Origin of the sequence: Yokenella regensburgei ATCC 49455 (genome assembly GCF_000735455.1) — a bacterium.
GTDB classification, from domain to species: domain Bacteria; phylum Pseudomonadota; class Gammaproteobacteria; order Enterobacterales; family Enterobacteriaceae; genus Yokenella; species Yokenella regensburgei.
Genome location: NZ_JMPS01000009.1, coordinates 129,833 through 148,892, shown reverse-complemented (window position 1 = coordinate 148,892; position 19,060 = coordinate 129,833). Strand labels below are relative to the sequence as shown.

The window sequence follows — 19,060 nt, the reverse complement described above, 5'->3', positions numbered from 1 at the left end:
CCGCTCGCGCTAACCCTCTCCCCGGTGGGGAGAGGGTATCTCCAGAGCGGTGCTTAACGCTTTCTTCCGCCCAGTAAACTTCCTAACATCCCACGCACAATCTGGTTCGTCACCTGACGCGCCGCGCTTTTCGCCATGGTCTGCACCACGCCGTCACGCTGGCCGCCGCGCGGGCCGGTAGAGCCAAAAAGAATATCCTTCAGCCCACCGAGTATTCCGTCGTCAACGGCAACGTTCTGCCCTTTGGCCGGGGGGGCCTCCTGTTTGTCGGTGGCAACCTGCACGCCTTTTTGCAAAATTTCAAACGCCGACTCGCGGTCGATAACGTCTTCATACTTGCCGTACAGCGGCGAGTTGTTGATAAGCCCGTTGCGCTCGTCGTCGGTGACCGGTCCCATGCGCGAGCAGGGCGCGATAACCATCGCACGCTCCACTACGGACGGGCTGCCTTTCTCGTCGAGGAAGGAGATAAGCCCCTCGCCGGTGCCCAGCTCCTGAATGGCTTTCTCGGTATCAAACGCCGGGTTGGCGCGCATGGTCTGCGCGGCGGTTTTCACCGCTTTCTGATCCTTCGGCGTGAAGGCGCGCAGCGCGTGCTGCACACGGTTACCGAGCTGGCCAAGCACGTTATCCGGAATATCGGAAGGGTTCTGCGATACGAAGTAAACGCCGACCCCTTTGGAGCGGATAAGGCGAATAACCTGCTCGATTTTATCCAGCAGCACCTGCGGCGCATCGCTGAACAGCAGATGCGCTTCGTCGAAGAAGAACACCAGCTTCGGTTTCTCGAGATCGCCCGCTTCCGGCAGTTGTTCATAAAGCTCGGAGAGCATCCACAAGAGGCTGGCGGCGTACAGCTTCGGCATCTGATAGAGCTTCTCGGCGCTCAGGATATTGATAATGCCTTTGCCATTGCTGTCGGTGCGCATCCAGTCTTTGATATCGAGCATCGGCTCGCCAAAGAAGTGCTCTGCGCCCTGTTGCTCAAGGGTCAGCAGGCCGCGCTGAATAGCCCCGACGGAAGCCGTGCTGATGTTGCCGTACTGGTTCTGGAACGACTTCGCGTTATCGCCGATGTACTGGGTGATGGCGCGCAGATCTTTAAAATCGAGCAGCAGCAGACCCTGATCGTCGGCGATGCGGAAGATAATGTTCAGCACCCCGGACTGGATCTCGTTGAGGTTCAGCAGACGGGCGAGCAGCAGTGGGCCGAGATCGGACACCGTTGCGCGTACCGGGTGACCCTTCTCACCAAAAATATCCCACAGCACTACCGGGTTCGCGTGCGGTTCCCAGTCGGTAATACCAATCTTTTTCAGCCGCTCCAGCAGCTTCTCGGAGGCTTGCCCCTCTTTGGCCACCCCGGTCAAATCGCCTTTTACGTCGGCCATGAATACCGGTACGCCGATCTCAGAGAACGATTCTGCCATCTTCTGCAGGGTGACGGTTTTCCCCGTCCCGGTGGCACCGGTGATTAAACCGTGACGGTTCGCCATGCCTGGCAATAAAAACAGCTCTTCTTCAATAGTGCGAGCTATCAGCAAGGGTGCGCTCATGTTTCTTCCTCCATTAGTCCTGCGAGCAGTATAGGCAACCTGAAGATAAAGTGATTCAGTAAATTCTGTTCTTTGCGATGCGCTTTCCAGGGCGCACTATGCTTTGCATACCGTTTACTTTTTTTTGGAAGATTATGTCCAGATTCTTTTTTAATGACCGCAAACAGCTGGTCAACGATGCCATCGAAGGCTTAGTGTTATCGGCGCCGCACGGCAACCTGGTGCGCCTGGATATCGACCCGGCCATCCGCGTGGTGGTACGTGGCGACTGGGATAAAAGCCGGGTGGCGGTGATTTCCGGCGGCGGCTCCGGCCACGAACCGGCGCATGCCGGGTTTGTCGGTAAAGGCATGCTTACGGCGGCGGTGTGTGGCGATCTGTTCGCCTCGCCGAGCGTCGACGCGGTGCTTAACGCCATTGTGGCCGTGACCGGCGATCGCGGCTGCCTGCTCATCGTCAAAAACTATACCGGCGACCGCCTGAACTTTGGCCTCGCCGCCGAGAAAGCCAAACGCTACGGCCTGAAGGTGGAGATGGTGATCGTCGCCGACGATATCGCGCTGCCGGACAACAAACAGCCGCGCGGCATCGCCGGCACGGCGCTGGTGCACAAAATTGCCGGGCACGCGGCGGAGCAGGGCAAATCGCTATGCGAAGTGCGCGACATCGCGCAGGACGCCTGCAACAGCGTGTTCAGCCTTGGCGTGGCGATGGAGAGCTGCAACCTGCCGGGCAGCGAAGAAGATGAAGGGCGTATCAGGCACGGCCAGGTGGAGCTGGGGCTGGGTATTCACGGTGAACCGGGGGCATCGATTGTCGATAGCCACAACAGCAAAGCCATCATCGACACGCTGGTCGCACCGCTGAAGGCCCAGGTGGGCGATGCGCGGGTGGCGGTGCTGATCAACAACCTCGGCGGCGTATCGGCGCTGGAGATGGCGCTGCTGACCAAAGAGCTGGCGCATTCCGCGCTGAAAGACCAGATTGCCTGGCTGATTGGCCCGGCGCCGCTGGTGAGCGCTCTCGACATGAAAGGCTTCTCGCTTTCGCTGCTGAAGCTTAACAGCACCTTTGAAGCTGCCCTGCGGGAAGACGTAGACACCGTGGGCTGGCAGAAGCCGGTGGCGTTCGCTCCGGTGAGAACGGTGAAACACGCTAAAATTCACGACCGCATTGACTTCACCCCTTCGGATAACCCGCAGGTGAGGGCGGCGGTAGCGGCGGTGACCAGCACGCTTATCGGCCTTGAGAACCACCTGAACGCGCTGGATGCAAAAGTTGGCGACGGTGATACCGGCTCGACCTTTGCCGAAGGCGCACGGGAAGTGGCCCGCCTGCTCGCGCAGGGGCAGCTGCCGCTCAACGACACGGCGAAGCTGCTGCAGGTGGTGGGCGACAGCCTTGCCACGGTGATGGGCGGCTCCAGCGGCGTGCTGATGTCAATCTTCTTCACCGCTGCCGGGCAGTCGGTGCAGAACGGCAAAGGCGTGGCAGAAGCGCTGCTGGATGGACTGAAGCAGATGAAGCAGTACGGCGGTGCCGACCTCGGCGACCGGACGCTTATCGACGCGCTACAGCCGGCGCTGGAAACGCTGCGTAGTGGAAACCTGCAGGCCGCGGCAAGCGCTGCGCAGCAGGGGGCAGAGCGCACCGCGACGATGAGCAAAGCCGGAGCCGGGCGCTCTTCCTACGTGAATAAAGAGAACCTCGACGGCGTGATGGACCCGGGTGCGGTGGCGATTGCCGAAGTGTTTAAAGCCCTCCGGGCCTGATAACAGCCCTCTCCGGGGAGAGGGCCTATGGCTTAAAAATCAGCCTTCAGCACCACGCGGTAGCGGGCTTTACCTTCCCGCACGTGCTTTAACGCCTCGTTGATTTTCGACATCGGGAACAGCTCGGTGGTGGGAGCCACCCTGCTGCGCCCGGCGAACTTCATCAGCGTGCGCAGCTCAGACGGATTACCGGTAGCCGAGCCGGAGACGCTGCGGTCGCCCTGAATCAAAGTGAACGCCGGAACCGACAGCGGCTTCAGCACCGCGCCGACGGTGTGGAAGTTGCCACCATAGGCCAGCGCTTCAAAATACGGCTGCCAGTCGAGGCTGACGTTCACGGTGTTGATGATGAGATCGTACTGCCCCGCCAGCGCCTTCAGCGCCTCTGGGTCACGGCTGTTGACTACCTTATCCGCCCCCATGGCGCGCACTTCCTGCTCTTTCGCCGGGTTAGAGCTGAAGGCAGTGACTTCGGCACCCATCGCCCGCAGCAGCTTAATGGCGATGTGCCCAAGGCCGCCAATGCCGATAACCCCGACGCGGCTGGTGGCGGTGATATGGTGCGTCAGCAGCGGTTTGAAGACGGTGATACCGCCGCAGAGCATCGGGCCTGCGCTTTCGATATCGATGCTGTCCGGCAGCGGGATGACCCATTGCCAGTCGGCCCGCAGCTTATTGGCAAAGCCACCGCGGTTCATAATGGTGGCGGTGGAGCCTTCGAGGCAGTTGATTTGATTGCCGCTGATGCAGGCATCGCAATGCCCGCAGCTGCGCGCCGTCCAGCCTACGCCCACGCGCTGGCCGATTTTCAGCCCCTTGCTTTGCGCCGCACTGCCGAGCGCCGCCACGTGGCCAATCACCTCATGACCGGCGACCAGCGGGTACTGGGAGATCCCCCACTCGTTGTCGATCATCGATAAATCGGAATGGCAGATCCCACAGTAATCCACCTCCACTTCGACATCGTCCGGCAGCAGTTCACCTGCATCGTACTCCCAGACCTCCAGTTCGGCGCCCGCTTCTTTTGCGGCGTAGCTTTTTATTTTCGACATGATGCTTTTCCGTTGTTGGTGTTGAACTGGAAGTGTAGAGCATGGGGTTATGGGGTGCTTCGCAGAAGGTGGTGGGAAGGCGGTGGGAAGGTGGTGAACACCGCATCATACAGTCCCCTCTCCCTTGAGGGAGAGGGTTAGGGTGAGGGTGAGAACACTACGCCTTACACAACAACGCATTCAGCCAGCGGTCATCCCGCCCAGGCCGTCGATCTTCGGTCCGCCACGTGGAGTGAAGGCGGATCCCCGGGAGCATTTTCACCAGCTCCCCGAGCGCCAGCTCATTGAGATCGGTAAAGTGACGCCCCTCTTTGACTCTCTCACCGTCGCCGTATTTAAACGAGACATACCAGACTCCACCCGACTTCAGCGCTGCTGCCAGCCGTTGCATCACGCCAGGAAGCTCCTCCGCTGGCACATGCAGCAGCGAGGCACAGCACCAGATGCCGTCGTAACGGCGGGTGGCGTTGAGTTCACTGAAGCTCATCTGCTGTACCGGCACCCCGGCATGTTCCGCTGCCAGTGTAACCATTTCGGCAGAGGCATCGAAGGCTTCAACGTGAAATCCCATCTCTTTGAACGCTTTAGTGTCTCGCCCGGAGCCGCACCCGGCATCCAGCACAAGGGCACCCGGTGCCAGCATCGCGATAAACGGAGCATATAGTGACGCCATATCTACCGCGACGGTATCGGCAAAAAACTGCGCAGCGTTATGCTGGTAAAAGTTCATCGTCATCAGAATCTGTCTGGCCCCATCGCCGGGGGCTCCCACTGGTGGATTAAGGTTTGTTGTGCAGTGTTCCAGACCTTGTTGAGAAAGTCACTGCGCTGAGCGGCCGTTTTGCCCGTCTGCTGGATAAGCGTTGCGCGCAGCGGCAGGTGGCTGTTGATGAAGTATTCGTTGCGATCGTTAAGCCGTTTTAACAGCTTAAGCGTGGGGACGCGTGACGATTTCCCCTGCCTGCCACGGTTGCAGTGCTGGCAGGCCAGCACCAGGTTCCATACCCCGTTTATGTTTGCTACTTCGCTTCTCGCAAGCCACGGGATGAAGTGATCGACATCCGCCAGATTTTCATCACCGCTTTGCAGGCTGATGGGCGCATAGCAGTAAAAACAGTGCCCCTTCTGGTAGCCGTTGAGGCTGTCACGACAGCTGGTGATGGTTACCCGACGATCGCCGCGAGTAGTGAAGAGCTGCTGGTCTTGTTGTGAGTATTCGACGGCAATCAGGTTGCGTGAAACCCCCATCGCCCAGGCCTGCTCGACCAGCTTCCAGCGGGCATCCGTTTCATGGATCAGATTCTGAAACTGCTGGCGCTCGGTCAGGCGATAGAACGCCTCAGTAAGACGAATACCCTTGTGGGTTTTGCGCTCATCGATAAAAAAGCGGGTGTCGATCTCGGTCTGATTGACGTTGTGAAAGGCATCAATGACGTTGTTAAAACCGTAGCGAACCGTGTTTTCCCGCAACGCGCTCTGGTCAATTTCGCCCGCGTTGAACTGGCGACAGGCGCTGAGGCAACGGCTTCTAGATACGGTGATTTGTTTCGGCGCCGTTAGCAGGTGGCGACAAAGATGCTCGCTGAACGGTAGCGCGAGATCGTCCAGCAGGATGAGGTCGTTGCCGCTGCGCGGGATATCGTACAGCGCATGCGCGAGGGCGAACTTGTAGGAAGCAACGTTTTTGCCAAAAAGGATGATGCCACGCCAGTAGTTTTCAAGCGTTGGATCGACCTGATAGAAGTGCATGCAGAGTCCTGATTTATCGGCGTGATGAATGACAACAGTCCGTAACAGGATCAGATAACAGATGCGGGTAAATGTAAACCGGGGAGCTCACGTTACAAGGATTTGCGAGCACGATTCCATAATGGGGCAGGGAAGGGGCGGATGCTGAAAATTTCGGCATTCAGAAGAGGTTACGCGGCGGAACGCTTGCGCGCGGATCAGCAAAAGGTATAATGCACCGGCTATCAGCATATCCCCTTCAGTGCCGGAGTGGCGAAATCGGTAGACGCAGTTGATTCAAAATCAACCGTAGAAATACGTGCCGGTTCGAGTCCGGCCTTCGGCACCAAAAGTATATAAATAGACGTCAATCGACGTCTTTTTTTATGCCCTAAATCCGCTCTACACAAGGCTTTACCCGCTTTTCCCCTCAACTGAAGTCAACCTAACTCAACCCACATCAACAAGCTTGTGAGTATACTAATGAGTATATTTGTCGATTCGATATTGCTTGTATACTCACGATATACCAATGGAAGGAGGACCACTATGGCCCTAACGGATACTAAAGTTCGTTCTGCGAAACCTGAGGAGAAAGAGTATTCACTTGTTGACGGCGACGGCATGTCCTTACTTGTAAAACCTAACGGCTCAAAGTATTGGCGATTTCGTTTCCGTTTCGGCGGTAAACAGCATTTGATGGCGTTTGGCGTCTATCCTGAAATCTCGTTAGCTAATGCCAGACAAAAGAGAGAAGAGGCCAGAAAGCTGGTTGCTGCTGGCATTGATCCTCGTGAGCATAAGCGTGCTTTAAAAGAAGAGCAGGCGAAAGAGATTATTACTTTCGAGAAGGTTGCCAGAGAGTGGCTTGCGACTAACCAAAAATGGTCGGAAGATCATGCTAATCGCGTAAAAAAGAGCCTGGAGGACAATATCTTTCCCGCAATTGGTTCTAGCAACATTGCTGAATTGGGTACTCGTGACTTACTGGCCCCCATTAAAACGGTGGAACTGTCTGGACGTCTTGAGGTGGCTTCTCGTCTCCAACAGCGTACCACGGCCATCATGCGTTATGCAGTGCAAAGCGGGCTGATTGATTACAACCCAGCGCAGGAGATGGCTGGAGCCGTCGCCTCAGGCAATCGACAACATCGCCCGGCGCTGGAATTAAAGCGTATCCCTGAGTTACTTGAGAAAATAGACGGCTATACCGGCAGGCCGCTAACCCGCTGGGCAACGGAACTCACTCTGCTTATCTTTATTCGCTCCAGTGAGCTGCGTTTTGCTCGCTGGTCAGAGATCGATTTTGAAACGTCAATGTGGACTATCCCGCCTGAGCGAGAGCCTATTCCCGGCGTGAAACATTCTCAGCGAGGATCAAAGATGCGTACACCTCATCTGGTACCGCTTTCAAAGCAGGCGCTGGCGATCCTGAAGCAGATAAAACAGTTCTGTGGTAAACATGAGTTGATTTTTATTGGCGATCACGATCCGCGTAAACCCATGAGCGAGAACACGGTAAACAGTGCGCTACGGGTGATGGGCTATGACACTAAAGTTGAGGTTTGCGGCCACGGTTTTCGTACAATGGCCTGTAGTTCGTTAATTGAGTCAGGACTATGGTCTAAGGATGCGGTGGAAAGGCAGATGAGCCATATGGAACGCAATTCGGTGAGGGCTGCGTATATCCATAAAGCGGAACATCTGGATGAGCGCAAGTTGATGCTGCAATGGTGGGCGGATTTTCTGGATGCGAACCGGGAGAGGGGGATTACGCCGTTTGACTATGCGAAGAGCAATCGGGGTAATGGAGTGTGAAATGTTTGTCAGTTTGTATTTAAATTAAAAATATTGGACCAGCTTTTAATAACCCTAAATAACTTCGCACATTGATGTTTTACTTCTCATCGAGTGAGGCCAGTGCTGACGGGGTGCAACACTCCAGCGAGTGTAGCGCTATTATGCAAAGCTATTTAGTAGAGGACTGTTTTTCTTTGCTGTGGTCCCGCGCACTCAGATTACTGTAAAGACAACGTATTAATGTAATATATAATAATATTGCGGATGGTTTGTTGATTTTTCTAGACGCGGGTACCATTTGTTTTTGATTATTGATAATACAAGTCAAAACTCTTAGCATATGAGAATATTGTTATGAGTTTTTTAAATGATGGTTCTTATCAGATTCTGTTTGTAGAGGATAAATTTTTATTCACCAGATAACAATCTAAATTAAAAAAATGATTTTAATAATTTAAGGCGCTGCCTACTGAATAAAATAAAGTGACTTGGTCATTTGAGTATGCTGAATAGAAGGGAACACCACCGATGATACACTCAATTAAGTGTTGCCAGTAGTGTTCTAATTATAGAACACTACTAGTATACAATACAAAGATCTAACCTGCTAATTCAATGATAAACATATTTATTATTTATTGCATTCTCGATAATGTCTCTTTATTTCATTAAAGCTAACATCTGGTTTAAAATTAGCCTTGATAATACCTGGAGAGTGTATGATAACTTCAGCCCCTTTATATTTGGTTTGTGCTGTGTATGTTAAACCAAATGGCTCAGGAGAAAATTCAGAATAAATGCCGCGAATTTCAGGAGTATCATCATAAGTAACAATCCATGGATGAGTAATCCGTTTTACGCTTTCAAATAGACGATAATGATCGTTATGTTCAAAAAAGTTTTGATATAAACCCTTTCCTTTAATGTAGTAAGGTGGGTCTATATTTATTAAAGCTTTATCTTCTACTACAGGAAGCACCTCATCAATAAAATGAGTTGCATCTAAGTTACTTAGGCGTATAGAGTCACGCATAGCAGCTATTGATTTTATTTGTTCGATAACCCGCTCTTTATTAAATCGGCAATCAATTTTATATCTTCCAGTTTGTTCTTTTCCGCCGATTACACCAGCCTTGATAATTCCAGAACGATTAGTTCTATTCAAGAAAAGAGTTGCAAAACCTAACTTAAGAAAATCAGATGTATTACTTCTGTATATTTCTCGCTGCTTATGCCACTCATCCATTGTAATGATACTTGAATCAATCAACGAGCAAAGTTCGTCAGTTCTATACAGAACACTGTGCCAAAAGGCATGAATTGCTGGATCTAAGTCATTGATATACACTTTACGAACATGTTTATTAATCAGTAGATACCAAGCGATAGCACATCCCCCAGCAAAAGGTTCAACATATGTTCCACCTTCGAGGGTGTTCAGCTTTATGATCTCAAGAACATAAGCTGTAAGTTTTGATTTCCCACCTGGGTATCTCAAAGGAGAGTAAAACATTATATTTCCTTTAAACTAATCAATATACTGAAGAACGGCAGTAACATATCCCAAAAACGATTTAAGAATTGGCGCTCAATTTTATGAACTTTTGTTCCATGAACATACTCATTCAAAGTATTCAGGCTAAAATCGTTGCTATTGTGTAATAGCTGATCGATGATTTTGTCAGCTTCTTTATCGCCAATCAAGTCTCCGCGTAAGATACTCAGCTTTTGGCTAAGTGTTACGTCATTGTAAGGCCTCTTTGCCCGCTTAGACACGTCTTGTTGCAATTCACAATTGTTGATATATTCATCAACAGATAGTTCTAGGAAAATTCGAATCGATGCAGCAGAAACATTAGGATACTTACGAAGAGGTAACTTTTGCAACTCGTTAAAAAGTGCTCTAATTTTATAGCTTCTAACTTTTATTTCATGATATTCATCAGTTAGTTGCCCACGATTAGGGTTACCTTTCAAGGTAGGCTTCAAGTCTTCTGGCTCTCTTCCTTGTCCATTTAAATCTTGGCCTGAATCCGTTTTATCATCACCTTTTGGCTCATTTTCCTGAGGATTAGCCGTAGGCGCTGTAACAGCGGCCTCATCTTGATCTTCCGCTGACGCTTGTCGAATTTTAGGCAAATACTCAAAAATTTGTTGGAAATGCGAATCAATAGTTCGGGTATTAACAACAATTCCTAGTTCATTATTCTTATTTAACATCAATTTTAAGAATTTAGCATACGCGACATAAAAATCGTTAAGGTTTGCATTAATGACAACACCGACATCGCTAAATTCTATATGCCATGCTTCTCTTACTTGGCTGTTACCAAACCAACGTTCAAGGACAGTCATATTTATGCGATGACTGTATACCTGCTCCCTTTCTTCTATTGATAAATAACTAGTAACTTCCTGTCGCGTAGCTATATCTCTGATTTTTACATAACGTAAAGCTTCAACAATTGAAGCTCTTTTAAATCCAGTTAACTCTATTGTCATATCAATATCTTGACCAACAGAGTCATATACAGTTATTATATAACGTTGTTGCTGTAAACGTTGCCATCTGATTTGATTGCTGGCATTGGAATGTCGTTGCAAAATATACCAGCGAGCATCATCATAACTAGGTGATACACAAACTTTAATTTTTTCTATTGTATCCCTATCAATCGATTTTGATAGCTTACTTACGGCTCGACGAATCGTCATTGGGGCTTTTTCTGGATTTCTAAGTAACTTAAGTGCCATTACTCTGCGATTGCCTTCCGCCACATAAAAATTCTTATCAGCTTGATTTTGCCATACCACAATAGGGTCGAATGATACGAACCCACGGTTGGCTATTGATGTAATTAACTCGATAAAATCCTGTTTATCATTTACATCGGATATTAATTCTTCAACGAAATCTCGAACACGCACAGGTTGGCTAGATGGGTCTAGGCGAGGGTTATCCCTCCAAAGCTTTAAGTTATCAACTGAGCGTAGTACCCTGTTTTCCCACCACTTTTTATTTTCCTGAGCCATGTTATCCCCTGTGTATAAATATTGTCCGAATCCACTATCTTCTAGTTTACAACACGTTACTTTATCTTAGGAACACTAAATCACCACAGTTACGGGGGACGGACCAGTGCACCTGCAGAATGTGGTGCTATCGGCGGGTAGACATCATCACTTTGTGATTTTTTATACTGTTAGTGGCCCTTAAGACGGTAACGGACTGCCTGCTCTCCTGTAACTGGCAATGCTGCGGGAAAGAGCCTGTTACTGGATCGCATGAGTTTATCAATGGGTTTTAATTATTGTGCTGTCTTTTACACGCAGACAGGGCTTTATCGAAAAGTTCCTTAAATTCTCCCATACGCGCCCACCCCTTTATCATACTTGCTGAGTTAGCCGATTCATTCAAACTATTCGCAGTGATGAACTCATCAAGTCGCCTCCCCAGTAGATTGTGTAATGCAGTAGCTGTCTTCAGCTTATATGTGTATGGATTTGGCAGTATTTCCTCTTTCAGGATGCGAGTAACTTCTCTTTTGTGAGAGCCAAAATTTTTCTCAGCTTTTGCATTTCCGGCTTTTTTTGCGTCTCTGTGTTTTTTTAACGCTGATTCAAGGGTCTGTACGTTGCTGCACCATCCCCGAAACTCCCCCAGTTGTTCGAAGGCTTCAAACATTGCATTGGACTTCTCGGCTTCGCGGCCCATTTCGCTCAAGTAATGAAAGGCCAGTGTAAAAAAGTAAGAGGCCGCTTCAAACCTGTCCATTCCATTTGTATTCAGTAACTCATTTACCGTATCAAGCCCCTTGCGCAGGCCTTTGACATGCAGGGAGGTAAAATCCGGGTCTTCCACAGGAGCCTGGTCGTTAAGTTTTTTGAGGTAGCCAAGTCCGGCTTCTATTTCATCCTCCTCACTTAAGTCTTCAAGTAGGAAGCGCATAAAAGAATCAAAATTGCACTGAGTGCTGACAACATAGTTTTGAAGAATAGTTGTCGGGCATCGTTCCTTTTCTGAGTTTTTTCTTAGTGTTATGTGATGTATCCAGTCGTGATACGAGTCATTCAGATAACTTACTAGGCGCTGTTCGGACGAGGAAAAATTGATCCAGTGATCATTCAGGAAACTACCTGGAACAGGCTGTGTGGGCTTATTGAAGTGTTCGAGATAGTAATCAGTGGGTGTTTTACCAAAATTACCTTCAAACGTATTGTTTCTGTTTCGTGCCATGCCTTATGAGTATCCTCACCAACATTATGATTTTTAATCATAAACGAAAAAGTGTTAAGTGTTGTGCGTCACCTCAAAAAAATATTTTCTGCACAAGTATTTTTACCTTTATATCTTGCTCTTAAAGTCAATAGTACTCTGGAGAACTCTCCGGCTATCAACTTAAGGAGGAACCAACGATGACCAACCCGCTACAAACAGAATATCCGGTATATGCAAACCGGCATGAGAACATACAAATTGGAACCCCACTTCCACCAGAAGTTGAAAAACGGATCCACTTTGCAATGGGCGATGACATCCTGCTCAGCATGAAAGACATCACTGCTCACAGTGGCCTTAGTGACAAGCATTACTATTCCCTTATTTCCAGAGGTATGTTTCCCCGACCGCTGAAAATTGGGCGCTCAAGTCGCTGGAGAAAAAGTGACTATGAAGCATGGTTAAATGAGCGGGACATAAATCGCAAGTAATTCGGATTGCAATGTCACTTACTGAAACGATTTGTATTAACGGGATTATCTAAAGTACAAGAAAATACGCACGCCTGTAATTGAAAAATAAGTTATCTATACCAGCATATTTATCACATTAACCCCGTGAGGGGAACAGCTATACCTGCTGTTCATCAGCAGGTATATGTCTTATGCTCTTTAAAAATAAGGGACCATTATCATGAATCTGCCCCTGCATAATTATCAGGGGGGAACTCCTGAACAACGAAATCTGTCTGTTAACGCCTCTGAAACACTATCATTTCCAATAAAGTCTCTTCCCAAAAAAATCAGTAATGCAATCATCGCTACGAGTGTAAATAAAAAAGTCTCTGTAGAGATTGCTGCCAGTTCATTTCTGGCTGCTGCTTCTCTTGCCTGCCTCCCGCTGATTGAAGTGATACCTGTACATACAAAGATCCCTGAGCCCGCCGTGCTCAATTTTCTGGTTATTGCCGGGTCCGGTAGCGGAAAGTCTACGGTGTTGAGAGCTGTTATGCAGGTCTTTCATGATTTTTCATCAGAGGTGAATGAAGAATATAAAAATCTATTGAACCAATTTCAGACCGATACAAGCCTGTGGGAGGAAAATAAAAAGGCACTAGCCCGAAACCTACGAAAGGCGACGTCCAGAAATTATGGTCGTGAAGATGCAGAAGGGGTTATGGAGGAGCACCTGAATAATAAACCGCAGAAACCTGTCCGGTTTAAGTTCTTATATCAGGATATCTCTAACGGTGAGCTTATCAAAAGCCTCGGAGATAATCCTGATGCGGGTATTTTCTCTGAAGAAGCCGTAACATTTTTTAAATCCAGGGCTAAAAACGATCCGGGTATATTTAACCTCGGGTGGGATGGTGCTCCATACTCATATCAACGTGACGGCGTGGATTGTGAAATCAATCTTCGCCTGATGTTTTGCCTGATGGTTCAGCCCGATATTTTTGATGAATATATCACCAGGAACCAGATAATAGGGAGAGGGAGCGGTTTCCTTGCCCGTTTTCTGTCAGTCAAAGTCGAGGGTGAATGTCAATATCAGGATGGCGATTTTAGTCATATGAACCGCGCTCTTGACGAATTTGATAACAGAGTCCTAGAGCTACTGGAACGGGCAAAGCAATGTTTTTATGATGGCATCACTGATAAGCAACAATTAATCCTGTCACCTCAGGCCATTGCATTTATGGGCGAGAAACGCGCCGAAATGAAGCAAAAAATAAGCGAAGGAGGACCATGGGAACATATTAAGGATATTGCTCTTAAATCGGGCTCTAACGCGATACGACTGGCTGCAATGCTTCACCACTTTGATGAGCAGCCAGGAAATGAAATATCGCTTTCAGTAATGGAATGTGCACATAGGGTCATTGACTGGTATATGCAACAGGCTGGAAGGGTGTTTTATAAAAATTCACGTCTTTTCCTTTTTGAAAAAGATGTGCTGGAAGTATACCACTGGATCCACAACAGAATGACGATAGAGGGAAGAGCGATAATCGCAAAGTCAGAAATTATGCGTCTGGGACCCACGCATAAGGATAATAATCTCCGGTTAGCCAGCAAACTGGAACCCATCCTGGCACAACTGGCATGGCAAAAAAGAATTTATTTGGTTCAGAATTACACAGGAGGCCCTGTTCATATCATCCTGCCTGATTCACTCGGCGTTTTTCAGCATCCAGGTATACGGCGAGACTTATTCCCTCATGGGGTCAGACGCCTTGAACCCAGTGATGTACCTGAAAGGGTGTCTCTGAACTTACCTAATCTGACTTACTCCTGGTGAAGCGGGTGCTCATTACCGGATGCCCAATGTGATGATTTATGCATTCTACATGCGCGTGTCCCTACAAGGCAGCTGAGTGTTTTTTCATCGAAATGTAATCTGCTATGGCTTCACGAGCCCTGATTCTTGCGAATTTTCGCAGAATCTCGGTTGTTATTATGCCTGTGATTTTTGTTTTTGGTTGAAATATGAGCAAGTGAGTCATTCTCAGGAGGTGATATGGCATAAGAGGCAAAGGCCTCGTGATTGAATGGTTAGTCAAAAAATCAGCATGCGGGAAAGCCCTTCATAGCTACCATGGGATAACTATGCGTTATTGGAGGGCTTCATCAAAAATACCTGTCAGAGGAGGAAATATACGATTCATAATAAGTGAATATTGAGGGTGGGTTTAGTGAGATAGTCTCTAGGTGTCTTCTGTCTCATTTAACCCATTATACATTATCTTATTACTATTAATTATCACTATCTATTCTATTTATAGATCATTATTAAGATTATTATCATGACGCAATGTGATCGTAGTAATTGTAGAAGAAGAGTATCCAGACGTTCAGCAACAGGTAAAGCAGATCTTTGTGAATACCATTACCAGAGATTTCAGTCTAACCAGCAAAATAAAGAGAGGCGATTATTAAGTACCTGTCAGTATTGTGGACACTCTCTGGCAGAGACAAGGAATAGACAGTATTGCAGTGCAGCATGCCGTCAAAAAGATTCACGTAAAATTAATGCCAATAATACCGTAAGTATTCTGGATTCATCATACTTGAAACATATCAATAGTACCTATATACGCAATCCATTTATTTTAGGATCTATTACTGGACTGGAGGATGTGGTGGATTTTCACCAGCTATATCAGATAAAAGCCCGTCATCAGCGAAGCTATGCTATTCCAGCTTACGAGGGGTATCAGGGAAAACTGAAGCTTGTGGCGTTGCTGTGTATTGAAATATGTCACATGTATCCAAATGGGAAAGGAGGTGCAAACATAGCAGATAATTTGATTATAGCTCCTGAATTAATAAACCGCAGAAACAGAGATGTAATACCTTATCAGGGCCATGGTTTCGACGGTATCAAATCAGCAGGTGAAAGTATTCCATTTAACGGAAGTTTGTATGATGGACTGGCAGAGCAATATGGCGTCTTAAGGGTTAACGAAGAATTGCGCAGAATCACGCCTGTCAGGCGCTTTCATGGTAATGTTCCCAGAGAGATTGTGTTTGGCGGCATTGAGCAACAGCTTCCTTTATTCACGTTGCTTCATGGGGAACTGTGGCGTCTTGGACATCACAGAATTTCAGAATGTCTGGGCGAGATCCGGCAACTGTTCCCTGAATATCCTTTGTATCTGGAGTTGCTGGCGATTGTGGGTTTTCATGCGGTGTTATCTGGCGATCCCGATCGCATCATGGCGCTTTTATGCCGTGTTTTTAATAAATGCTTTGATGCCACCTCGTTGTTGCGTGAACCACACAAGCAGTGTATCGACCTGATGTATCGCTTGTTGCGTAAGTATCTTCGTCGCTACTTCAGTGTTGAAATAGATAGCAGGGAGGCTGTGGTGACGTTCTACAATGGGTTCTACTCACAAGAGATAATCGCGCCTGGCGATGCCGACGATGAAGTCGTGTGTTATCGCTATTCCACCGGTGTCAAACATTCTGCCACCACCTTTTTCTATGTACCACCACAGAAGAAGGAACCCGTCGATTTATGGCGTCTTATGGGGGAAGATCTTACTTTTGAGTAAAGGATATTCCAAATATTTTTGCGGCTATATTACTTACCTGAACAGATCAGGAATCTTTTCTGCAACGCCGAATAAACCACTTCCTGCGTGACTTACCCGGTTCGTTACTGATGTAGCGTTCCGGTTTTTTTAGTTTTATGCGGCAATTCTCTGTTGCATCTATCTCACGAGATTCACAACTGCGTAATCTCTCTGGCTACAGATAAATCTTTCTCATGAATTTCAGCAGAAAAAAGACATCTCTCAGGCTGCTGGCCCCTGCAACCAACTGACGCAACGCGATTCGCTGCCTGAACCGCATTCGGGCAGCCTGCCGATTGGCAATCTTACGCCGGTACAACCCGAGAAAATGGCGACACTCAACCAGTGCATGCCTCCTCAGAGGCTTTCTGATTTCATGGTGTTGCGGCAGGGATGAGAGCGCGAGAATGGCGCTGATGACATCAATGTAGCTGTGTGCACGGATATCGTAGTAGTCCTGACGGTGGGTAATGGATACCGGGTTTGTAATGTAGAAATAGTCCTTCCTGTCGGAGAAATAAAACCGACCGTTTGCAGCGGCGAGGTTAATTGTCCAGAGAATGTCCTTGTGGCTTTTACCCTCCTGAAAGTGCAGATTATTCTTCCTGATGTAAGACGAGCGAACCATCTGCAGCCACAGGTAGTGCGGCCACTCTTTCTGCGCCACGCAATGCTGTATCCAGGCATGCCCGTTGAGCGCGTAACCACAGGGCTGTTTGCGATGAACAGGTCGCCGCTGCAGGCAACAGCTGTCTGTGTGCCAGCCATTGAAAAGGGCAACATCGGCCTGGTTCTCCCGTGCACTCTTCAGACGCTCCCGGAGAAACCCCTCATCAATCCGGTCATCCGCATCCAGAAAGACCACCCACTCACCGCCGTGAACCGCCAGCGCGGTGTTACGTGCAGCATATACCCCCTGATTTTCCTGATGAACAAGAATCAGCCGTTCATCGGTGATGGCGTTAAGTATGGTCGACGTTTCGTCGGTAGAGCCGTCATCAACGACAATCACCTCAATGTTGAGTGTTTGCTCACTGAGGAGTTCATGCACCAGATGGTCGATGCTGGTCTGCGCATTGAAGACCGGGATAATGACACTGACATCAATTTTAGGCTGCATATCGGGCTACGCTTTCCCTTCGCTGTCATCTTTCTGACGCCTGACGGGGAGGATGTGTTTTTCCCTGATTTCCTGCTCAGTATCAAACAAGCATTCGTCGCAGTATTCCTTATCAAGCCCAAACAGGAGGCTGATGACGCCCCTTCTCTTGTTACATCTTGCACATCTTTTCATTCCGACACCTGTATCCCTTTTAGCCAGCCACTTTCAATCTTGGTTAGGTAAATCTCTATAAAACAGACTATTAACAATATTTCACTGTCGTTCATGTGTTGTCTTTACAAAATTATTAATTGATTATACAGATCAATTCTATTAAATCGATCGATAAAAACGATCATGATGTTACCGATTACACACACTCTGGCATGGGTTTTAGTCGGGTCATTTCCACGGCCCGGAAGGGTTATCAACAGCGAAGAGGGCAGGATGAAGGTTCCCGCTGATTAGTGGGTGATGAGTACTTTCAGGAAGTAAAACCATTCGGGAAAAAGGCCCGTTTCCCGCTCAGCAATTAAAAAGGATAAAATTGAATGAAAAAAACCGTCCACTTCAGAAAACCTTGCTGGCTGTTGTGCTCAGCATGGCGGCGTTTAATGCCTCTGCCGCATGGACCGTCAATGGTACCTTTTGCCAGTCGTACAGCGATGACGGTCAGGTTCTGCTAAGGGTTAAGCCGTCAACGATTGGTGTCATTGAGAATAAGCCGCAGTGCGGCGGTCGTGGCACCACTGAACTTGCCGGTAGTAATTTCAGGATTAATAACACTTCTTATCCATCCAGTGTGATGTGTAACAGCCAGTCCCAATACCAGGCAGTGCAGACAACTGTGGCAACCAGTGATATTCAGTCAGTAATTAATTCATTGAAAGAAAACAAAAAAGTCAACATGAGCACATTTGGTTCTTCTTTTACCTTCAGTACCTCTGATTTTGCCAGCGTGTGCGGCTCAGTGATTAATCAGAAGGTGACTGATTTCGATCCCCAGTCGGAATATAGGCAGGACATGGCAAAGATGGGTTACAAACAGGATGAAAACGGCCAATGGCATAAACAATCAAAGCAGGCATATTCACGCGAAGCTGACCCGGAAATAACTTCCAACTACAATCCAAAAGCGGGTGTTGCTGAAGGTTCTGGAAAAGGTGGGCTCCATGGGGACGGAGCCAGTAAAAATCTTTATGGGCCAAGTAGCCAGGCACAAAAGGATGCTGAAGCGGCAAACGAAGCCCGCCACCTCGCGGCACAAAATCGTGTGTCGAAAACTATCTCAGGAATAACAGAACCAGAGAAGCAGACAGCCCAGCAGTCTGCCGATTTCCCGGTGAATGCGTTCTGTACCCTAGATAACGGGAAAAATGTGGGTGTCTTTGCCGCCGAAGGACAGGATTATCGCTACACCTACTCGGATAAAAACGATAAATCCGAGCTGGAGTTAACAGAAGGGCTGTTCGGCGTGAAGGCCTTCCACTACCACGCACCGCTGGGAATGGGCTCTGCCAGTTATATCCGCTTTAACAAAGGGGTATACGACTACATTCTGCTGAGTAAAGACACCGGTCATGAAGAGTTTCAGGGCATCCGGGTGTACAAAAACGGTGATCTGGTTTCGGCTCACGAGTGCAAAACCCGTCTGACGCTCGATACCCGCCAGCTTCCTCAGGACGGTCACGTCGACAACGAAAAAATGGGTGAACACTTAATCCTGAACTGACCGTAAAAATCCTTAACT

Annotated in this window: 14 protein-coding genes and 1 tRNA gene; 7 read left to right on the top strand and 8 right to left on the bottom strand. The window is 48.4% G+C overall.

Features of this window, described 5'->3' with window-relative positions; translation table 11 throughout:
- Positions 1-53 precede the first annotated feature (53 nt).
- Positions 54-1,556 carry a helicase HerA-like C-terminal domain-containing protein gene (locus GYRE_RS01785; RefSeq protein ID WP_038252499.1) on the bottom strand — a complete coding sequence of 501 codons (1,503 nt, stop codon included), beginning with the start codon at positions 1,554-1,556 and terminating at the stop codon, positions 54-56.
- A gap of 134 nt (positions 1,557-1,690) precedes the next feature.
- Between GYRE_RS01785 and GYRE_RS01780 the strand changes: the two genes are divergently transcribed.
- Entirely contained in the window at positions 1,691-3,328 is a 1,638-nt protein-coding gene (locus tag GYRE_RS01780) for a dihydroxyacetone kinase subunit DhaK (protein WP_038252496.1), read from the top strand.
- Positions 3,329-3,360: 32 nt separating this feature from the next.
- Here GYRE_RS01780 and ahr read toward each other — a convergent pair whose 3' ends face one another.
- The 3 genes from ahr to GYRE_RS01765 all read right to left on the bottom strand — a co-directional run bounded on the left by ahr (position 3,361) and on the right by GYRE_RS01765 (position 6,129).
- Positions 3,361-4,380, bottom strand: a complete 1,020-nt coding sequence (ahr, locus tag GYRE_RS01775; RefSeq protein WP_038252493.1) for an NADPH-dependent aldehyde reductase Ahr — start codon at positions 4,378-4,380, stop codon at positions 3,361-3,363.
- A 157-nt stretch (positions 4,381-4,537) separates the two neighbouring features.
- Complete coding sequence (locus GYRE_RS01770) at positions 4,538-5,116, bottom strand: class I SAM-dependent methyltransferase (RefSeq protein WP_038252491.1); 579 nt, start codon at positions 5,114-5,116, stop codon at positions 4,538-4,540.
- A complete protein-coding gene (locus GYRE_RS01765) occupies positions 5,116-6,129 on the bottom strand; it encodes an HNH endonuclease (protein WP_038252489.1) in 1,014 nt (337 codons plus the stop codon). The genes GYRE_RS01770 and GYRE_RS01765 overlap by 1 nt, the downstream gene beginning before the upstream one ends.
- Positions 6,130-6,372: 243 nt before the next feature.
- Here GYRE_RS01765 and GYRE_RS01760 point away from each other — a divergent pair.
- Both GYRE_RS01760 and GYRE_RS01755 read left to right on the top strand, forming a co-directional pair.
- Positions 6,373-6,457 (top strand) — tRNA-Leu (locus tag GYRE_RS01760).
- A 200-nt stretch (positions 6,458-6,657) separates the two neighbouring features.
- Positions 6,658-7,926 carry a tyrosine-type recombinase/integrase gene (locus tag GYRE_RS01755; RefSeq protein WP_038252487.1) on the top strand — a complete coding sequence of 423 codons (1,269 nt, stop codon included), beginning with the start codon at positions 6,658-6,660 and terminating at the stop codon, positions 7,924-7,926.
- Between the two features lie 613 nt (positions 7,927-8,539).
- Here the strand turns inward: GYRE_RS01755 and GYRE_RS01750 are convergent.
- The 3 genes from GYRE_RS01750 to GYRE_RS01740 form a co-directional block, all read right to left on the bottom strand.
- On the bottom strand, positions 8,540-9,421 hold the full coding sequence (locus GYRE_RS01750) for a DNA adenine methylase (protein WP_038252485.1): 882 nt from the start codon (positions 9,419-9,421) through the stop codon (positions 8,540-8,542).
- Positions 9,421-10,941 carry a ParB/RepB/Spo0J family partition protein gene (locus tag GYRE_RS01745; protein WP_038252484.1) on the bottom strand — a complete coding sequence of 507 codons (1,521 nt, stop codon included), beginning with the start codon at positions 10,939-10,941 and terminating at the stop codon, positions 9,421-9,423. The genes GYRE_RS01750 and GYRE_RS01745 overlap by 1 nt, the downstream gene beginning before the upstream one ends.
- 271 nt (positions 10,942-11,212) lie before the next feature.
- Complete coding sequence (locus tag GYRE_RS01740; protein ID WP_038252483.1) at positions 11,213-12,145, bottom strand: hypothetical protein; 933 nt, start codon at positions 12,143-12,145, stop codon at positions 11,213-11,215.
- Between the two features lie 179 nt (positions 12,146-12,324).
- On the opposite strand from GYRE_RS01740, the gene GYRE_RS25230 reads away from it, so the two are divergent.
- The 3 genes from GYRE_RS25230 to GYRE_RS01725 all read left to right on the top strand — a co-directional run bounded on the left by GYRE_RS25230 (position 12,325) and on the right by GYRE_RS01725 (position 16,187).
- On the top strand, positions 12,325-12,618 hold the full coding sequence (locus tag GYRE_RS25230) for a helix-turn-helix transcriptional regulator (RefSeq protein WP_373896527.1): 294 nt from the start codon (positions 12,325-12,327) through the stop codon (positions 12,616-12,618).
- A 202-nt stretch (positions 12,619-12,820) separates the two neighbouring features.
- On the top strand, positions 12,821-14,428 hold the full coding sequence (locus GYRE_RS01730) for a DUF3987 domain-containing protein (protein ID WP_038252480.1): 1,608 nt from the start codon (positions 12,821-12,823) through the stop codon (positions 14,426-14,428).
- A 769-nt stretch (positions 14,429-15,197) separates the two neighbouring features.
- Positions 15,198-16,187, top strand: coding sequence for a hypothetical protein (locus GYRE_RS01725; protein ID WP_146748699.1), 990 nt, complete (start codon positions 15,198-15,200; stop codon positions 16,185-16,187).
- A 196-nt stretch (positions 16,188-16,383) separates the two neighbouring features.
- On the opposite strand, the gene GYRE_RS01720 is transcribed toward GYRE_RS01725, so the two are convergent.
- On the bottom strand, positions 16,384-17,328 hold the full coding sequence (locus GYRE_RS01720; RefSeq protein WP_038252477.1) for a glycosyltransferase: 945 nt from the start codon (positions 17,326-17,328) through the stop codon (positions 16,384-16,386).
- A 529-nt stretch (positions 17,329-17,857) separates the two neighbouring features.
- Here GYRE_RS01720 and GYRE_RS24890 point away from each other — a divergent pair.
- A complete protein-coding gene (locus GYRE_RS24890) occupies positions 17,858-19,042 on the top strand; it encodes a hypothetical protein (RefSeq protein WP_245939530.1) in 1,185 nt (394 codons plus the stop codon).
- The last annotated feature ends 18 nt before the right edge of the window (positions 19,043-19,060 follow it).

Excerpts from the sequence above, each read along its gene's own strand:
- GYRE_RS01785 (WP_038252499.1), bottom strand. The coding sequence starts at position 1,556 with ATGAGCGCACCCTTGCTGATAGCTCGCACTATTGAAGAAGAGCTGTTT.
- GYRE_RS25230 (WP_373896527.1), top strand. The coding sequence starts at position 12,325 with ATGACCAACCCGCTACAAACAGAATATCCGGTATATGCAAACCGGCAT.
- GYRE_RS01720 (WP_038252477.1), bottom strand. The coding sequence starts at position 17,328 with ATGCAGCCTAAAATTGATGTCAGTGTCATTATCCCGGTCTTCAATGCG.
- GYRE_RS01730 (WP_038252480.1), top strand. The coding sequence starts at position 12,821 with ATGAATCTGCCCCTGCATAATTATCAGGGGGGAACTCCTGAACAACGA.
- GYRE_RS01755 (WP_038252487.1), top strand. The coding sequence starts at position 6,658 with ATGGCCCTAACGGATACTAAAGTTCGTTCTGCGAAACCTGAGGAGAAA.
- GYRE_RS01745 (WP_038252484.1), bottom strand. The coding sequence starts at position 10,941 with ATGGCTCAGGAAAATAAAAAGTGGTGGGAAAACAGGGTACTACGCTCA.
- ahr (WP_038252493.1), bottom strand. The coding sequence starts at position 4,380 with ATGTCGAAAATAAAAAGCTACGCCGCAAAAGAAGCGGGCGCCGAACTG.
- GYRE_RS01780 (WP_038252496.1), top strand. The coding sequence starts at position 1,691 with ATGTCCAGATTCTTTTTTAATGACCGCAAACAGCTGGTCAACGATGCC.
- GYRE_RS01750 (WP_038252485.1), bottom strand. The coding sequence starts at position 9,421 with ATGTTTTACTCTCCTTTGAGATACCCAGGTGGGAAATCAAAACTTACA.
- GYRE_RS01765 (WP_038252489.1), bottom strand. The coding sequence starts at position 6,129 with ATGCACTTCTATCAGGTCGATCCAACGCTTGAAAACTACTGGCGTGGC.
- GYRE_RS01770 (WP_038252491.1), bottom strand. The coding sequence starts at position 5,116 with ATGACGATGAACTTTTACCAGCATAACGCTGCGCAGTTTTTTGCCGAT.
- GYRE_RS01740 (WP_038252483.1), bottom strand. The coding sequence starts at position 12,145 with ATGGCACGAAACAGAAACAATACGTTTGAAGGTAATTTTGGTAAAACA.